At 48.9% G+C, this 17,332-nt stretch carries 19 protein-coding genes; 12 read left to right on the forward strand and 7 right to left on the reverse strand.

Annotation, left to right across the window (positions count from 1 at the left end):
* Positions 1-3: 3 nt before the first annotated feature.
* The 5 genes from QET93_RS03570 to QET93_RS03590 all read right to left on the reverse strand — a co-directional run bounded on the left by QET93_RS03570 (position 4) and on the right by QET93_RS03590 (position 6,477).
* The gene (locus tag QET93_RS03570) at positions 4-2,268 is read right to left on the reverse strand and encodes a hypothetical protein (protein ID WP_280131444.1); all 2,265 of its coding nucleotides are present in this window, start codon (positions 2,266-2,268) and stop codon (positions 4-6) included.
* Positions 2,269-2,288: 20 nt separating this feature from the next.
* The gene (locus QET93_RS03575) at positions 2,289-3,773 is read right to left on the reverse strand and encodes a Hint domain-containing protein (protein ID WP_322190107.1); all 1,485 of its coding nucleotides are present in this window, start codon (positions 3,771-3,773) and stop codon (positions 2,289-2,291) included.
* Positions 3,774-3,888: 115 nt separating this feature from the next.
* Entirely contained in the window at positions 3,889-4,422 is a 534-nt protein-coding gene (locus QET93_RS03580; RefSeq protein WP_280131446.1) for a Fic/DOC family N-terminal domain-containing protein, read from the reverse strand.
* Between the two features lie 99 nt (positions 4,423-4,521).
* The gene (locus tag QET93_RS03585; protein WP_280131447.1) at positions 4,522-6,111 is read right to left on the reverse strand and encodes a serine/threonine-protein kinase; all 1,590 of its coding nucleotides are present in this window, start codon (positions 6,109-6,111) and stop codon (positions 4,522-4,524) included.
* Positions 6,112-6,120: 9 nt separating this feature from the next.
* Entirely contained in the window at positions 6,121-6,477 is a 357-nt protein-coding gene (locus QET93_RS03590; RefSeq protein WP_280131448.1) for a hypothetical protein, read from the reverse strand.
* 139 nt (positions 6,478-6,616) lie between these two features.
* Here QET93_RS03590 and QET93_RS03595 point away from each other — a divergent pair, with 139 nt between their 5' ends.
* The 10 genes from QET93_RS03595 (at position 6,617) to QET93_RS03640 (ending at position 13,509) form a co-directional block, all read left to right on the forward strand.
* Positions 6,617-7,147, forward strand: coding sequence for a hypothetical protein (locus QET93_RS03595; RefSeq protein ID WP_280131449.1), 531 nt, complete (start codon positions 6,617-6,619; stop codon positions 7,145-7,147).
* 4 nt (positions 7,148-7,151) lie between these two features.
* The gene (locus tag QET93_RS03600) at positions 7,152-7,607 is read left to right on the forward strand and encodes a hypothetical protein (protein WP_280131450.1); all 456 of its coding nucleotides are present in this window, start codon (positions 7,152-7,154) and stop codon (positions 7,605-7,607) included.
* Between the two features lie 109 nt (positions 7,608-7,716).
* Positions 7,717-8,493 (forward strand): hypothetical protein, encoded by a 777-nt coding sequence (locus tag QET93_RS03605; RefSeq protein WP_280131451.1) that lies wholly within the window; start codon positions 7,717-7,719, stop codon positions 8,491-8,493.
* Positions 8,494-8,538: 45 nt separating this feature from the next.
* Positions 8,539-9,330: a GYF domain-containing protein gene (locus tag QET93_RS03610; RefSeq protein ID WP_322190108.1), complete on the forward strand. Its 792-nt coding sequence runs from the start codon at positions 8,539-8,541 to the stop codon at positions 9,328-9,330.
* Between the two features lie 14 nt (positions 9,331-9,344).
* The gene (locus tag QET93_RS03615) at positions 9,345-10,052 is read left to right on the forward strand and encodes a GYF domain-containing protein (protein WP_322190109.1); all 708 of its coding nucleotides are present in this window, start codon (positions 9,345-9,347) and stop codon (positions 10,050-10,052) included.
* 35 nt (positions 10,053-10,087) lie between these two features.
* Complete coding sequence (locus tag QET93_RS03620) at positions 10,088-11,443, forward strand: ankyrin repeat domain-containing protein (RefSeq protein WP_280132082.1); 1,356 nt, start codon at positions 10,088-10,090, stop codon at positions 11,441-11,443.
* A gap of 466 nt (positions 11,444-11,909) precedes the next feature.
* Positions 11,910-12,239, forward strand: coding sequence for a hypothetical protein (locus QET93_RS03625; protein WP_280132081.1), 330 nt, complete (start codon positions 11,910-11,912; stop codon positions 12,237-12,239).
* Between the two features lie 73 nt (positions 12,240-12,312).
* Positions 12,313-12,651, forward strand: coding sequence for a hypothetical protein (locus QET93_RS03630; RefSeq protein ID WP_280132080.1), 339 nt, complete (start codon positions 12,313-12,315; stop codon positions 12,649-12,651).
* A 32-nt stretch (positions 12,652-12,683) separates the two neighbouring features.
* On the forward strand, positions 12,684-12,989 hold the full coding sequence (locus QET93_RS03635; RefSeq protein ID WP_280132079.1) for a hypothetical protein: 306 nt from the start codon (positions 12,684-12,686) through the stop codon (positions 12,987-12,989).
* Between the two features lie 73 nt (positions 12,990-13,062).
* Positions 13,063-13,509, forward strand: coding sequence for a hypothetical protein (locus QET93_RS03640; protein WP_280132078.1), 447 nt, complete (start codon positions 13,063-13,065; stop codon positions 13,507-13,509).
* A 525-nt stretch (positions 13,510-14,034) separates the two neighbouring features.
* Here QET93_RS03640 and QET93_RS03645 read toward each other — a convergent pair.
* Positions 14,035-14,262 carry a DUF2188 domain-containing protein gene (locus tag QET93_RS03645; RefSeq protein WP_280132077.1) on the reverse strand — a complete coding sequence of 76 codons (228 nt, stop codon included), beginning with the start codon at positions 14,260-14,262 and terminating at the stop codon, positions 14,035-14,037.
* A gap of 220 nt (positions 14,263-14,482) precedes the next feature.
* Here QET93_RS03645 and QET93_RS03650 point away from each other — a divergent pair, with 220 nt between their 5' ends.
* Both QET93_RS03650 and QET93_RS03655 read left to right on the forward strand, forming a co-directional pair.
* Positions 14,483-15,529, forward strand: coding sequence for an XRE family transcriptional regulator (locus tag QET93_RS03650; protein ID WP_280132076.1), 1,047 nt, complete (start codon positions 14,483-14,485; stop codon positions 15,527-15,529).
* Positions 15,530-15,538: 9 nt separating this feature from the next.
* A complete protein-coding gene (locus QET93_RS03655; protein ID WP_280132075.1) occupies positions 15,539-15,916 on the forward strand; it encodes a hypothetical protein in 378 nt (125 codons plus the stop codon).
* 124 nt (positions 15,917-16,040) lie between these two features.
* Here QET93_RS03655 and QET93_RS03660 read toward each other — a convergent pair whose 3' ends face one another.
* Entirely contained in the window at positions 16,041-17,327 is a 1,287-nt protein-coding gene (locus tag QET93_RS03660; protein WP_322190110.1) for an FN3 domain-containing metallophosphoesterase family protein, read from the reverse strand.
* Positions 17,328-17,332 lie beyond the last annotated feature (5 nt).

Below are 17,332 nucleotides of genomic sequence, written 5' to 3' on the forward strand. Positions count from 1 at the left end.
TGCCTACTCTGCCGGAACCTCCACCCGGTCTCCCGGCAGGAGCACGATGTTTCTGTAATCCGGGTTGTCCTCCCAGTCCAGATGGACGGGAAGGTATTTGCCGGGAGAAAGGACGGGCTTTCCGTCCGACAGGGGGCGGGCTTCGCCCGGACTGCGGAAAAGAGATACCGGCGCGGAAGAGGGGATCGAGTAGCGCTCCATCAAATTCCACAGAGAGGAACCCAGCGGCAACGTGACGGATTTTCCATTCAGAGACAGGCGCAGCAGGATGCTCAGGGAGGTTCTGCCCCTCATGTACAGGCGGGAGACGAGAGGTTCCCCTTCCTGGATTTCGTCCCGGACTTCTTCCGCTGCCGCGGGCGTCAGGCGTACTCCGCAGCTGCGCAGCACTTCCCGGCACGAGCTGCCGCTCACAAGGAAGGGCTGGGCTGTATAGTTGCTGTCTCCCGGGCTGTCGGACTTGAGGAACGTTCCCGGCATTTTGATTCTGCAATAGGCGTTGAGGAAGTCTTTGGAGAGGGCGTCTATCAGGCCGCCCGCGCCGTTTTGTATCCGGCTGCCTTCCTGCATCTCCATGTCGGGAACCGTCATATAGTCCAGCATGCGCATCAGAAAGGGATCGAAGCAAAGCAGATAGGAACCTTCTTTCTCATGGCTGTAAAGGGGGTGCCGGGAGGCGCCCGCCGGAATATGCCCGTCCATATAGGGCTTGTCCCTCTCCAGAGGCAGGCGGTATGTCTCCGATTCCAGCTCGAGAATATGTCCTGGAATCAGGGAGGCGCTGCCTGATGAGGAATCGAGCGCGCAGGCGTAGGTATGAAGGGACTCCGCGTCGGAGGGCAGGGCCCGTCCGCAGGCGTCCATGATCCGGTACAAGCCCTGCGGGGAGATTCCCCGGTCGCAGAGGATGGCCAGCAGGTCAAGATAGTCGGACGGCTTGGCTCCGTCTGCCGTCGTCAGCACGTATTCTACCGGGGCTGAGGGGGCGGTTGTCTTTTGCTCCAGGGAAAAGCCGCCTGATTTGATCGAGTTTTTCAGATCCTCCTGAAACATCTTCCCGGAAAACAGGAGTACGGGGGGAGTTTCCTCCTGCGGGGAGGTGCGGAGGCCCAGCAGGAGTTGTCCGTCCTTTTTCACCATGTAGTAGCCCGGGGAAAACAGGGGAACATTTTTTGCGGGAAGGCCACGTCCATGGAGGTAGACAGGCGCGATGTCCACCGAAAGATTGTGAAAGGAACCGTTATTTCTTGAGAGATGGAGGGAATGTCCGCAGGTGCGCAGCGTTTCCTCTCCCAGTGTCGCTTCATAGTAGAGGGGGGGATGGCTGGGATCATGCGTCCACGTGAGTTCCGCCGTTTTCTGATGGGTGGTGATGTGAGCCGGGCGCAGGATCGCCAGGGGGATTCTCTTTTGCCTGTCCTTCGGGCGTCCCTCCACTTGCAGGGTGCCGATTCCGAAGAGGATGGAACAGGATTCCATCTGTTCCGGCGTCCGGATTTCCGAAGGAATGGGACAGGAGAGCGAGAGGCGCGTTGCCGCTCCTTCCGGGGTTGTTTCCGTTGTTTCAGGAGTTATGACGGCAAGTTCCGTCTCTCCCCAGTAAAGCCACGCTTTTACCAGGGGCGGAGCGGAGAGGGGAGTGACGATTTCGGCCGTGAGGGTTTCTTCTGAAAGGGTGAGAAGCCTGGTTGCCGACAGTTCGGAAAGAATGAAGGAAACAGGAGCGGAACTTTTATCCGTCAGGCAGGAGATGTCATCGTAACTCAAATGCCAGACGGCGGTGCAGAGCGTGTCCGCGGAGAGGAGCAGATCTTTGCGGGAGAGGGCCGCCTCCGTCTCAAACTGGCCGAACGTGAGCGATTGCTCTGTTTTTCCGTCCGATAAAAGAATATGTCCCCGGAGAATATCGCTTCCGGCGGAGTCCCAGCAGAAGGAAAGCGTCTCGCCATCCCAGCGGCCCTGGATATTTTGACAGGTCCACGTCATCACACGGATGAGGGAGGAGTAGATACCGGGATCTCCGTCTATGAAGGCCTGAACCTCATAGATGGATTCTTTTTCCAGGGGAATATCCTTGATTTTGAAGACGCCGGAGGATTCCGTCGTCTCCTTCCTGAGTTCTTTCCCATCCTGGAAAAGCACAAGCCGCACCTTTCCGTCGTAGTTTTTCGGCTGGACGTCCCAGAGGACAACGCAATCGAATTTTTCGGAAGAGGTAAGGAGGGTTTCTACCCGAGTGAGGCAAATGCCGGAAGCTGTCTGTTGCATGATAGTGGAGGAACTGCGAGTCAGAACTCGCCGTTTTGCATGATGTTGTCTCCCACCCAGATATTTTCCGCAAGGAACAGGCCGGAGCTATCGCCCTCTCTTTCCAGGTCCAGATTGTATACTTCCGTGGGAGAATTCACTTCCTTCCGGCGGAGGACTTCCGTCCACTCCCGGCCGTCTCCGGAAAGAAGGGAAATCCCCTCGTTCAACTCTCCGGCAATCCTGATTCCCTCCTGCGTCTTGAAGGGATGTTCCCGTGTCGCCAGAAGGGTGGCGCCGCTGGCGGTCGTGATCTCCTGCATTTTATCCTCCATGCCCCGCCAGACATTCCGGACACGGGCGGAACAGAGAATTCCTTTGTTGCCCAGGGACAGTACTCTGTCTCCGATCCTGATTTCGGAAATGCGCCGTTGGGAGCCATCGACCAAAGTGATCCGTGTTTTATCTCCCAGGCAGCCGTACATGATAACGAGAGGCGGGATGGATTTCATGACGACTGATTCCGACAAGTCAGGATCGCTGCTGACGATGAGATCCACCTTTTCCCCGTGGGCAAGACGCGCCGTAATCCGCAGCGTGTAGTGGAAGGGATAGCGGGTAAATTCGGACGGGTTGCGGAAATCGAAATCCTGATTCCAGTTTGTCGTCATCTCGTAGTCAAGGGCTTCTCCCCGCAGGGTGCACTTGATGGAATCCTGAACATACCGGGCTGCGGCCAGGGCTATGCTTCCTCCTCCGGTCGCGGAGATAAGACGGAGCGTGCAAAGCGCGCTTTCCACTGAGGAAAATTGAAGGCCCTGACCCAGATGGAACGTGCCTTTTCCCGGGACTCCCAGTACGGGGAAAGGTTCATGCTTTTTCCCGTAAAGGCATATGTAATCGCAATCGGATGCCGCCTGCGGACTTCTGAACAGGGAGATGACAATATTTTTCGGGTCGGGCGCACTCTCCTTGTGAGCCGCGGCGTCCTCACTGCCGGGGAGGATGGCATTGCTCCGCGGGAAGGTGACCGGGATGGATTCCTTTTTAGGATATATATGATCATAGGAAAGACCCAGAGAACGGGGGTGGACGCCGCATTCCCTACTGAGACGCACGGTGCGGGTGTTTCCTTCCCTGTCCGTGATATCAACCCAGATCAGGGCGGTGAGCTTTTCCGGATCAATGCCGTTCGATAGCTGATAGGTGATGGAATCTTTCCTCTCATGAGAATTTTCCCTGTCCTGGCAACGCGTGACGGAGAGGATTTTTCCTGTCTGCTCCTCGCGGATGGCGACGCTCAAACGGATGCGCGGAACGGCTTGAACAAGGCTGACAAGCCCTTCCCAGACGACTGTTTGCCTCATCTTGTCGTAAGTGAAGGCGGAGCAGGAAATACAGTCGAGGAGGCGGAATAGCTCGGGGTCCGTTTCCGACAGGACGTTCTTTACCGCATGGGAATCATTTTCCATCCCTTCAAATTCAGGAAAGGAAACCACGGAATGCTCAATATCCAATTTGATCATTTATATATTCATACGGGAAAAATTTAAAAAATCAATTTTTTTCCATAAGCAACGGTTGTTTGTATCACAGATTTGGACAATTATTGCTATTCCGTATCGTAATCAAGCTCCCAGTTTAGCTCTTCCATGCATTGGGCATAGCTGTAAATCTTGTCCCTCCGATCCAGTTCTGGCTTATACGAAACTTTCCCGGATTCTTTCCTTCTCCTCGCTCCTTTCTTCGTAAGACTTCGTGCATCTCCCTGATCAGTCGCAACGACAGGGGCTGCCCCTCTCGGAGTTTGTCCAAGCCGTACTGCAAAGCGGCGACGTAATTGCTGATCTCCGGCACATCTTCCAGGGGGACGCCGAGACCTCCGTCCATTTCCGATGCCAGCAAGTCCGACAACGAAGACTGTGTTCCTTCGATTCTCGACGACAAGACGGCTTCCTTGCGAACGTAGGAATACAACAAAAGATAGTAGACCGGCAAAAGAGAAGTCAGGGAATTGAGTTCGCCGATCGCAATTAGAGCCTGGTCATGCGATTGCTGCAATTTTGGACTGATGTCTATTCCCGGGATGGGCGGCAAGGGAGAAGGAATAAACGCTTTCACCCGCTCTCCCGCTACCGCCGTGATTTCATAATCTCCCGTATGCCCCCTCTTCATACGGCTATGATTAACCTAAAATAGTCTACTTGTCTATTTCAAGTTTATCCAATTTTCTAAAATAACGGTCGGAGTTATTTCAAGATTGTTGACGCATCGTCATTCTTGAGAAACGGGTAATTTCTGTGCCCGTTTCTGGGCCATGTTCATCAGGAAGCTCATTTGATCCGTGGAGTCCTTACTGATAACATCATTCAATTTCCAGAAAAATTCTGCGAGTTGCACATCATTGCATTCTTTCTGAATTCTGTCTTCCATGGCAGGGAGCAATAGTTCCTCCTCTCTGGTTGCAGCCGGGTATGTGGCAATGACGTTATCAGTGATATTTGACAGGGGTAGGCGGACTTCGTTGAGATACCCCTTGTCCAGTTCATCATAGGTCGCCCTCCATTTTTTCATCAGTGAATCATATCTCTTCCCGATGATGTTGAGAGGGTAATCAATGGCATCATTATAGGTCGCAAGGGAGAGAATCTCCTTTTCCAGCTCCTGTTTCAATTCATCCATCTCCTTGAGACATTGGCGTTGCGCTGTCTCGACCTTCCGTTCGTATTCCTTCGCTTTGCCAAGGTAGTCATCCAGTTTGTAGTAGGTTCGGATTTTCTTGTACAGAGCGTCCTTGAATTCCTGAGATGGTTTGGTTGCCCATTGACCGTCCGTATTGGATGAGGGAGGGGGAGTATCAGTCCGGAACGGCTGTACCCCTATCCATACTCCGGCAAGCACAAAAATGATTACAGCAACAGTGACTGCGAAGGGAACGGATTTTCTGTAAACTCCTGTTTTCCGTAGCCCCCTGGGCTTTCCCAGATCCAGCCATTCCTTCCACTGTCCCGCTGTCTGGCAACGCTCTTCAGGACTGAGCCGCAGGTTCCGGTCAATAGATGCCAGTAATTCCCGAGGCCATGGTTGGGAAAATGTCATGCCTGAGAGTGGGACGACATCATCCTGCATCAACCGCCTGTCAGCCGGTTCAGCGGGTGTTCCGGTAATCAGCTCGTACCAGGTAACGGCCAACGCATAGAAGTCCGTCCATGGACCGATCTCCCCCTTCCCGGTGATTTGTTCCGGGGAGGCGTAGGCGTACGAGAACTCTCCCTGAGTGATCGTACAGGTCACTTCCGGTTTGTTGAGCGCCGCCCCGAAGTCGATCAGAACCGGTAATCCCCGTTCGTCAAAAAGGATGTTGCCGGGCTTGATGTCGCGATGGTAGATCCCCTTGCCATGCAGATAGTCCAAACCATCCAGAAGGAGCAGGAGCCACTCGACGGTTTGTTCCGTGGTCATCGTACTCTCCCCGGAAGCTACTTCGTCCATGCGTTCCCGCAGCGAACCGCCTTCCAACCACGGCATCACATAGAAGATGCTGCCATGGGACTCGAAGACGTCGTAGACCCGGACGATGCGTTCATGGTTCAGGGAAGCCAGCGTCTGCGCCTCCTTGCGGAGAGTATCCATCGCGGCCTGGTACACCTGCTGTGATGCGTGCGGAAGAGGGATGATCTCTCCCGTATCCGAGTCCCGGCTGCACAATCCCAGCGGAAAACATTCCTTGAGAACAATGTTGCGCCTGAGCTGGCTGTCCCAGGCGATGTAGGTGATGCCGAAGCCTCCCTGTCCCAGTACCTTGAGCAACTTGTAATTGCCCAGCAGAGTTCCCGGAGGCAATGCGAAGCCGGAGGCGTCCATACAATCAGATCAGGCAAGCGGGGGATTGCCGAGCCTCGGCACTTCGTCGGCCAGGAACTCTTTCAGGGTCTTGCCCTGGGCGAAGGCTTTTTTCTCAAGAACCTTGCGGGTGTCCGGATCGAGCTTCAGGGTAATCAACGTCTCCTCTTCCACCTGCACCCGGCTCGGGAGAGTCATCGGGAGCTGCTTGATGAGTTCCCGGATGATGTGTTCCTTGGCGGCGGGAATGGGCTTTTTCGCCATCCAGTTGCGGACGGTCGCTTCCGTCACGAAACATCGTTCGGCAAGCCATGCGTAGTCGAAGTTGTTGGCCTTGAGCCACAGCTTGACATTCATTTTCAGCTCATCCTGGTTCACTCCTGCCATGTTTCGGAATGTAGCACTATCGCTCAGGAATGGCAATACGGTTATATAACATCCCTATTTTTGAGATTAAACTGAGATTTTCATGTTGACTAAAATCGTAAAAAGGAGATATACAGGCAATGTAAACGAGATGCCGGCAATGAAAAGTATCATCCAGTTCACCTGTCCCCAATGCGGAGGCCATCAACTGATGCTCGTCGAACGGGCCATGCATCGTTATGTCGTCCAGACTCTGGAAACGGACCGACAGGGAGAATTGACTGTCGGTCACAAGGTTCTGGTGGATGATTTGTGCGGGGAACCGCTGGGGTATCGCTGCGCGGACTGCCGTCATCCGGATTGCCATGGTCATGATTCATCGGAAGGGTTTCAATGGCATTCCCTGGAGGAGGTGCAAAGCGCCGGGGGTATTGTCTGGCCGGACGGGATGGAAACGGTAGAGCACAGGTGCATGATTTGTTTCCCCGACGGGAAGATGACGCCTGTGATCGTCGAGGTCGTTCATCCCGGAACTCTCACCGAGAAGGAACGCCGCACTGTTCTGAAACGGGAGCAGGCAGTGCATGGCATCCTGATCAGCCAGTCGGATTCCGGTATCCGGACATTGTCCTGCCGCAACTGGAAGCGGGTCAAAAGGCATGTCCTGCAATCAATAACCAACGACATGTAATCACATGAAGAGATATGAAATACATAAAATCGGCTTAGCGACGGGATTGGCTATTGTGACCACTTCTCTGTTGTCCTCCTGTGCCCCTTTCCTTGTCAGTAAGGGTGTTCGGGCACTTAGCAAAACAGAACCCGGCAGGGAGATACTGTTTACGTTGATTTGCTCCGGAGTGTTTGGTTATTCGATCTTCCTGGCCCTCTATTGGTTGTCCGAGCATAAAGAACCGGCTGCAATCAAGGACTTCAAGACGATTGCCATTGTATTCGCCGTGGTTGATCTCATCCTTGCCGTAACAGGTTCCGATGTCCTTGTCTTGCTTGAATTGGCAGCAATTGTCATGGTAGCTCACAAAGTCCTGAATTTCACACTGGGTAAATCATTCGGGGTATTAGGCATCAGTATGGGGATTTCTCTTGTCGGAGGACTTCTGGCAGCAGGAATTTTGGGTGTAGAGATATAGGAACATTCTTACGTTACTCTTTTCAGTATTTTGGCTCTAACTCTTTTCGCATCTTATCATGCAGGCACAATTCTGCCCGGATGAAATTAACATAAATACAAACATAACAATGAATACAGTACGCCATAGACAAAGACTTGGGATAAAAAGGAGCATTCTTACTGCTCTGTTGATGGGATTTTGCTGCCTTTTTTATACCCCTGAGGCGTTCTCTCAAGAAGAATCCAGTGCTCCTCCGAAGAGATCAGCTGCTATGGAAGCAGAATGGAAAAAAAGTGAAGATTATGCTGATAGGCAGTATGATGCTCAAACCAGAAGTAAATATTTTGGAGGAGCAAGTACACTTAGGCAATACGCCGTAGGAGTTGCGCAAATGGAAAATGATATTGCTAAGGCAGAAGCAAAAGGTGATATGTCGCGTGCAAATTATTTGAGAAAACAGCATGCGTTTTATGCCGATGTAAACCAATCTCACGTTAATTCGACCCAGCAGAAAGCAAATGCCGGGGATACAAGAGCACAGAGAGAGCTGGATGAATACTATGCATTCATGAAAACCGTGGAAGGCTCTTCTTCTGCGGGTTCGTTTCCATTCCTGATCAGCATCATATCCGGTCTGTTGTTATACGGGTATATTGTGCTGCTTTCTCCCAAGGATGCTAGAATAAATCGGAAAACATTGATCCCGTGGTGTGTTGGCCTGGCCATCTTCGATATGCTTGGCAACTGGGTAAATCAATCATGGCTCTTTCTTTTCGTTGAAATTCTGGTTATCCTTGTAGTTGCCCGGAACTTCCAATGCTCATGGAAACGTTCCTTTATTATTCTGGGCCTCATGCTTGTTTCAATACTCATTCTGGGAGGGCTGTTGCCATTATTCTTCTGATGCGTTTTCTCTCGTTCGCTTCATGAATCTACGCCTTTGATGCTTATGATTTCCTATTACCTTGTCCGACCGGGCAGCACACAGGAAGGACCTTTTTCCGAAGATGAACTAAAAGGACTCTATCATCAGCGGTCTCTGCCTCCCGGATCTTACGTGTGGACAGAAGGATGGGATCAATGGAGCCCCTGTGAAGACACGTTTGAATGGTTTATTTCCAGTGCCAAGCTGCCGCCACTTCCTCCACGGACCGGTTCAGAAGGTTCGACATCCCATTCAGACACATCGTCTGCTCATGCGGAAAGACACGAGAAAGCCTTTTCTTCAGATGAAATGAAGGCATCGACAACAAGGGAATACAGAACCTTGTCAGATTGGATTCAGAACCAGGAAATTCTGAATCAGATTCATCAGTGGGGATTGCGGGCATTACAGGTGAAAGGACAAACATACGGGATAAACCATTATACGGTCTGTGTTATTGGCCTGATGCTGATGGTCGTCATCCTTTCGTTTGGTTCGGAGAAAACCGCTGTTCCCCAGTATGAATCAAATGCGTGGATACAGAACAATACGGGCGGAGGCGACAATTCGGACTATCAGTTGCAACAAATGGTTCATGCGGCCAATAAATTTTATGAAAACAATGCCATGGAAATCTGCAAAAGATGCGGAGGAAGCGGGGTCGTGACGCCGGGTAGTGGAAGGGCTCTCTGGAATCGAGCGGAATCAAATCAATACCGCATGCCTTGTCCGCAATGTGGCGGAGCTGGCGAAGTACCACGATCCCGGAATATCGGACGTTTCAATGACGGTACTTATCAGGGAAGCGGCTGGTAAATCAGACAGGAATCATGAACGATTATCATATAACACGACCAGACGGCACCCAGGAAGGTCCGTTCTCGGAGGAAGAGCTGGAGGAACTTTACCGGGACAGGAAGCTTCCGCAAGGATCTCTGGTATGGACACCCGGCTGGGCTACGTGGAAAGCTTGTGAAGATGCGTTCTCCTGGTATGCGCCTCCTCCACCGTTGCCCGGTGCACTGAACAATGGTCGGGGAAGGAAAATATCTCCCTTCCTTCAGGATGCATGGTTATATATGGCAATAGGATTTGGGATAATTATTCTTATTTTTACTATCGCTGCTTTTTGGCCTAAAATTAAACTAGGGCCTTTAGCAATAATGGGATTTGTTTTTATATTCAAAGGCTTTGGATCTTTCCGGAAGCATTCCATGGCGAAAGGAGAAAAAACAAAAGCTACGCCTGTTCGTTCCGTCCATACTCATGGGCGACATAAAAGCAGTATCATTGCAGGTTTGCTGGCTATCTTCCTGTGGCCTGTTGGCGCTCATAAATTCTACAATGGAAGCTGGGGGTGGGGGATCATATATATTGTGATCATTGTTGCTGCGTGGGTTAACCCTAATCCGAATCTTGGAATTTTATGGATTTCCGAATTCATCCTTGCTCTCATTCAAGGGATATGGTGGCTGGCAAACCCGGTTTACTATCATAGAAAGTATAACGAAACGTCTCCTTCTTCTATGAAGTGGTAGTTTGTTTCTGTTAAACACAGTTAATACATAGTAGTATGAATACAAAAAATATATATCGAATTAGCCTCGTTGTTGCTCTTGTGTTGATTTCCGCAGCACTTTTCTTCTTATGTGGAAAGTCCAAGAAAGAAAAAGCTTTGAAAGAAATCGCACGGTTTGATTGGCAACTGACAGAATTGATCGAAAAAGGAGCGAGTATAAATGCGGTAGGAGAGGATGGGAAAACAGCTCTTATGTTAGCTGTTGGTAAACACGATGCTGGCTGCGTGAAAGCACTGCTGGAAGCTGGCGCAGACGTCAACATAAAAGATAAGGAAGGGAAAACAGCTCTCATGAAGGCAGCTCTTAACGGGAATATCCAGATCGTAAAAGCATTGCTGGAGGCAGGGGCATATGTGAACATGAAAGATAAGGATGGAAAAACTGCTCTCTGGAATGCTGTGTATTGGGGTGACCATATGGAATGCGTAAAGGCATTGTTGGAAGCAGGAGCAGACGTCAACGTGCGATATAAGGAAGGGGAAACAGCTCTTATGAAAGCTGCTTATAATAAAGATTCTGACTGTGTGAAAACATTGCTGCAAGCCAAAGCGGAAGTGAACGCAAAGAATGAGTACGGTACTACAGCTCTTATGTTAGCTGTTATTAATGATAATGATGGCGACTGTATAAAAGCGTTGATAGATGCAGGAGCAGACGTTAACGCGAAAAATAAGGAAGGTAGAACTGCTCTTATGATGGCTGTTGACAGAAAGAACTTCGTTGGCAGAAAGGCAGTGAAAGCATTGATTGATGTGGGTGCAGACGTTAATGCAAAGGATGAAGATGGGAGGACTGCTCTTATGCTTGCTTCAAACAAAGGGGACTCTGAGAGAGTGAAAGCATTGATCGATGCGGGTGCAGACGTTAACGCGAAAAATAAGGATGGAGAAACTGCTCTTTGGATTGCCGTCCGGGACCAGGATTCTGAAATTGTGGAAGCATTGATAACTGCCGGAGCGAATGTGAACGCAAAGACCAAGTATGGATGGACGGTTCTTATGAAGGCTGCTGATGATGGGAATGCTAGTCGTGTGAAAGCATTGATAGCTGCAGGAGCAGACGTTAACGCGAAGGATGAGGATGGGAAGACTGCTCTTATGGAGGCTGCCGGGTATTCTGACTGTGTGAAAGCATTGCTCGATGCAGGAGCGAATGTGAACGAAAAGAATGAGCATGGGGTGACAGCTCTCATGGAAGCTGCTGACAGAGAGAACTCTGAAAGTGTAAAGATACTGATAACTGCCGGGGCGAATGTGAATGCGAAGGACAATGAAGGGCGGACGGCTCTTATGAGAACTCACAAGCCAAATTGTAAAAAGTTGCTACGGGAAGCAGGGGCCAAAGATTAGCGTTGGAATAACTTCTATTCTATTATCATGTAAGAAAGGAGATTCTTTGTTACGAAAAACAAATCAATCAAACAGCCGTGGCCCCGGAGTGCCAAGATCACGGTGTGGGCGCTGGGTATCTCACTCATTACTGGCTTCGCCTGTTGGAGAGAGATGACGCATCGCAATATCAAGCAGGAGCAAATAATAGCTGAACTGTTGAGTGCAAATATCGAGCTAAAAAAAGAGAACGATATAATCAATTGGGTTTTCGAGCCAGAGTTAAATACCTCTGATCCTACACATCCGACAGAAGAATATATCAGGAGGCAGGAGGATCGGTTCCGTACACTCGGACTGGCAGATACTTACCAACATATATGGTCAGATAAGTATCCAGTCAAAAAATGAATTAGTCCCAACACCCCTGTACAGAGCCTTTGTGTCGGGGTGTTGATCTTAGAAACCAATCTGTAGAAAGGATACAATGAAAGAAAATAAATGGCCTCTCAGTGCAAAGATTACAGTATGGGTTCTGTGGGTGGCATTTTGCGCCGTTTTTGCCGGCACGGGAAAGACGGTTCATCGTAACATCAAGCTGGAACAAATTACAGACGAATTGGCAAACGCAAATGTCGGACTGAAAAAAGAGAACGATATATGTAATCTGGGTATCGAGGTACAACTGAATTTGACCGATCCTCCATTTCCAACAGAAGAATATTTCAGGCAGCAAGAGATTCTATCTCGTAAACTCAGCCTAGCAAATACTTATCGACGCATCTGGGTGGAGAAATATCCAGTAAAAATGAATTAGTCACAACATTCCGGCGCAGAACCTCTGTAAGTAGTGTTGCTTTTAACAATTAACCCAGACCAGAAAGAAAACTATGAAGAAGAATATCGCTATTGTTATACTTAGCGTGCTGCTGGCTGTTTCATTCATATGGCAAATACAGTCTGAGGCACCTGTTGTGGACGTACGGCGGTATGTCGACTCGTCAAGTTACATTGATATGGAGAACCTCCCTATGCCGTGGAACATGAAGCGTAGAGAAAATCGACGGATTGGGAAGAGTCTTTTACTGAAGCTGAGAGAACAAGCAGCCAAACACCCGGAGGACTTTGTATCGTTACAGGAGGCAATGAAAGAGAATAGCAACGCGAATCCGGACGAAGCTTCTCTAAGGCGCATGATTCATTGCGACTTAGAGGATTTCTGGTATTGATACACTAAAGCTTGAATGGGGAAAGCTCTATTATGAGAAAGAATATTATTATTTTATTTGGTGCAGCATTGATACCTATTGTTTTTGGTTTGCAACCGATTGATCCAATACATGATCGGTACATATATAAGGAGAACTTCCCTGAAGCATGGCAAGGGAGGAATCGCTTAAACCGTAAGTCAGTCGAGCTGATGGCAAAGAAGCTAAGAGAGCAAGCAGTCAAACACCCAGAGGACTTTGTATCGTTACAGGAAGCAGAGTCCAAGAACTCCTACTCGGACGACGCTTATGTAACGCTCCTGATACAGTATGGCTTGGAGAAATACTGGAACGAATAAGGTACAACACCACGGTGCATTCTTCTGTATTGTGGTGTTGATTTTCTGAACAACTCAAAGAAAGGAGACCACTATGAAAGACAAATCAATTAACCGAGCCCAATGTTTTATTATTTTCCTGTCAGTACTGCTAGTTGCATCTTTCGTAGCTTTTATCGTCGTACCGCACGATTGTCATGAGGCAAACGAGGAAGCGAAGCCAGCAGATGCTGTCGAGAAGGCGCCGGAAGCACCGCACACTACCGGATTCCCGGTAGCGTTCCTGCCCCGCATGAGTCCTGAACTTGAGAAAAAGATATTCGCAGAAAAACCTGAGTACGCGAGTACAGCATGGCCGGTAAGTCTTCGACACTTGCCTAACGGAGAGTTCATCGAAATTCTCAAGAATGGGAAAATGCTGTACGACGGAAGGCTCCTTACAGAAAACGGAGCCGACCTTCTGGATGCGTACCTGCAAGGGTATAAAGAAGCAACAATAAGTTCTTGGCGCTACAGCTTTCAGCGCATGCCGTACAAGTAAACACTGCTCCCGGCCTCTTCGTGAGGCCGGGAGTAGTCTCATTTTCTCTTAGAAATTAGATTACTATGAAAGACAAATCAACCAAACAACATTGGCCCCTGAACGCCAGACTAACTGTACTCATTCTGGTGTGGTTATGGCTGGTTACCGCGTTCTATGCTTTCTTATTTTACACTGGGCATGGGTCAGAGGAACGCGAGTTAATATATGGATCTATGGATATGTATACTTCCCAGCATGGGCGCTCATAAGAGCGTCCATGTTTTTTTTATCTCTTGAGTGTCCATGTGAGCACTCATAAAATATGGACATGAATTATTTCAGAAAGCTTGCGGCGGCCGTAACGCCGCCTAATCCGAGCGGGACATATATTGGTCGCACTCCGCAAATCGAGAATGATCCAAAATTCGCCGGGTCTGTGACAAACGCGAGTGACTTGGAATAACAGATCTCCCACAATTTCCGACAAAAAAACACCCCTTCACCAATAAGCAAAGGGGCGATGGATTGAGATGAAATCACGAATTAACCTTTGGGTGGATAAGGATCGTTTCCATGACTGTCTCTCCATTGGATTTTGCCATCTTTTCCGTGACTGAAGAGCTCTCCTCCTTCACGTTTGGATAACCCTCTTCCTTTATCAATGGCTTCCTGTTTCGTCGAAGTTGTGAAAGAAGGACGAGTTGCTCCTTCTCTCTTGCCCTGCCATCCTCCACTTGGAGAAGGCACTACATGTATGTTCTTTTTATTCATTCTATTTGGAATAAACACCACTTCGCCTTGACAAAAGAAGCCCCTTGCCTCACAAGGTCATTAGCAACTATGCAAATGTCCTGATTGTCTTCCCCTGTGGTGTGTGATCGGGTTTGAAAGGATGAGAGTGAATCAGACTCTCATCCTTTTTTTGGCTAAGACGACTTTTACTGTTTACATCCGGAATGTAAAGAACTATTTTGTAAACATGTCCGCAACCATGGCCTTTATTCCCCAGCGCCTGACCCAGGCACGTAAGATGTCAGGGCTCTCATTGAGAGCCTTGTCTGAAAAGTTGGGTAATACTCCGTCACATACCATTCTGGCGAGATATGAAAAAGGAATTGCAGCGCCCAATTCTGAAATGCTGGCTCGTCTGGCCCATATATTGGAAGTATCTCCTGACTTTTTCTACAGCACCTCCTCCGTGCCTCTGGACGGTATTCATTTTCGCAAACGCTCCAAGTTGTCCAAATCCGCTCGTGAAGCGATTGAAGAGCGAGCAAAGGACTATTTTGCCAGGTTCATGGAGATTGAAGATATTACGAACAATACGATTTTCTTTGATACCCGGATACAGGCGTCAACTGTCGATGAAGCGGAACAGGCTGCATACAGATTACGCAACATGTGGAATATGGGAGAAGATCCCGTGGTCAACCTTCTTCAACTTATGGAGAACAAGGGTATCAAAATCTTCATTTACAATACGGACAATGAAGCTTTTGACGGATTCTCTGCTGTCTACTCCAAGATTGCCATGGTCGTCATCGCTTCATGGTTAAAAGGTAATTTGCCTAGAATGAGAATGACCCTTGCCCACGAGTTGGCTCATCTGGTTTTAGACCTTCCGGAAGACATGTCGGAAAAGGAACATGAAGATTGCGCTAATGTCTTCGCGAGCACGTTTCTGATGCCTGAAGCTCCGTTTTCTGAAATGTTTGGCGGCAAACGGGATAGGATCCTTATTCATAACCTGCTTCCAATCAAATCGTATTTTGGCGTCTCTTTGCCGGCAATCGTCATGAGGGCTCATCGATTGCATTTGATAGGCAATAATCTCAAACAGCGCTTTTTCATCTATTATAATAAAATGGGGTACAAGAAAAAAGAACCCGGAGATTATTGCGGAACGGAAAGCAGCGGCCGTTTTGAGCAATTAATTTCCACTGCTGTTATAGACGGTGAAATCAGCATGTCCAAGGGTGCGAGCTTATGGGGACATTCTCTTTCCGAACTGCGCAGACTTGTTGCAACTCTTATCTAACCGTTATCCGTGGATAGGATCTATATTCATGACGCCTGCGTGCTCCTGGACTTGATAGAAGGCGATCTCCTTGATTTATGGTTTCAGCTGGGGTTTGAGACCCGGACGACACACCTTGTCTATCAGGAGATTCTGGAAGAGGAACAGTTTTCTTTGCTTCAAACCTATGTGGATGCTGACAAATTGATTTTGGAATCCATTGATGCATCAGATCTTCCTGCTCTTAATGCGCAAGCGAAAGAATGGAAAGTAAGCTTGCAGGATGTATCGGTAGCCCATCTGGCCAAAAAGCATGGTGGTTTTTCTGTATCCACCCATCAACAACGAAAGAAGATGCACTGTACATCAGTGACACTCTGCCCCACTGTCAGTATGTATGGGAAGTAAGCATCATTCAAGGTTACAGAAGGAAAGTCACTGCTCTTGTTACCCCCCTGCATACATCCGAAGATAGCAAGAAGGGATTGGGAGGATTGACAGTGTTTATTTCGTATGAATGGTAATGTAACGATTAGAATATTTTCCCGTTGTGAATGTAAGAAGTGAATTTGTTAGGGGAAAATTCTAAGGTACAGATGATTTGAGACTTTTCGTCTCTAGTCTGAACCACCGTCATTTTTTGACGTTCCACCTCAATGGTAATATAGCTCGTCTGACCGTTGATCAGCAAGGGGAAGTTAAGATCCGGTTGAGATTTGATGGGGCGGAATTCATCCGAATGGGTGTGTCCACTGAGCATGATGTTAATGCCGGCATCGGATAGCACGGGTACAATCTCATTCAGGATTCTGCGTTCAGAGTAGTGATGATTTTCAATTTCCTCATCGGACCAGCCAGACTGAATGGCATCTCTCATGGGGGGGATGTGAATCATGGCAACCCGGAAAGGAGCCTTTTTAAATTCCTGTGTCTTGACGGCTTTTTTTAACCAGAGAACCTGTTTGGTAAAATACTTTTCCCAGTCCGTCACGCCTCCTTCGTCTTTGCGGTCTTCTCCGCTGTCCAACAGGATAAAACAGACTTGCCCCTGGTGAATCATGCCGTAGAAGGCTCTCGTTTCTTCAAAAGGAGGAAAGGTTTCTTCCACCTCCACAGTGGCATGTCCTCGGTATTCATGGTTACCTCGAATCAATATGAAGGGGACATTGGACACGATGTCCTTGACGGGCTGCAAGGCGCCGACGTAAATAGGGTCGTCCTGCTTAGGCATAAAGTAGGAGCCGGGAAAATAGTCCAGCAAATCACCATTGTGGAAAATCAAGGTTCTTTCACTGGCTTTGCCTTTTTCCATAAGGTGTCTTATTCTACCCTTCTGACCATCAAAAGGGCAGTGAAGATCATTGATAATGAGGAAACTGCTTTTTTCACACCTAGGATCAAGCGTGGTAAAGGTTCCGTCGGGTTTCTCGTCGTTATGATTCGGGTTGACGAAAAATTGATCTGTTGGTTTACGGGTATAGACCTTATAGGCATATTTGGTGCCGGGCTTCAGGTCTTCCAGAGTAACGATGTGTTTGGTAGTTCTTACCCGGCGCAGGCCGAATTGGGAATCTTCCTTGAATTGTCGGTGCCTGGGGCTCTCCACAGGCCAGTATTCCACCCAGGCAATACCCGGACTTTTCGTAGTCCAAAGAATTTTGATGGAAGTAATCGTGGGCTGTTGCAGATAGGGACCATATTGCGTAGCCCAGTTACCCGAGCCAATGAGTTTTTCTTCCTCCTTGTCTGCAGCGTAACTGATGGCTGTTCCTAAAGGCATGGTAACGACAGCTCCGGACATCAGCACAAGACGCTGCATGAAAC

Origin of the sequence: Akkermansia sp. N21116 (genome assembly GCF_029854705.2) — a bacterium.
GTDB lineage: Bacteria > Verrucomicrobiota > Verrucomicrobiia > Verrucomicrobiales > Akkermansiaceae > Akkermansia.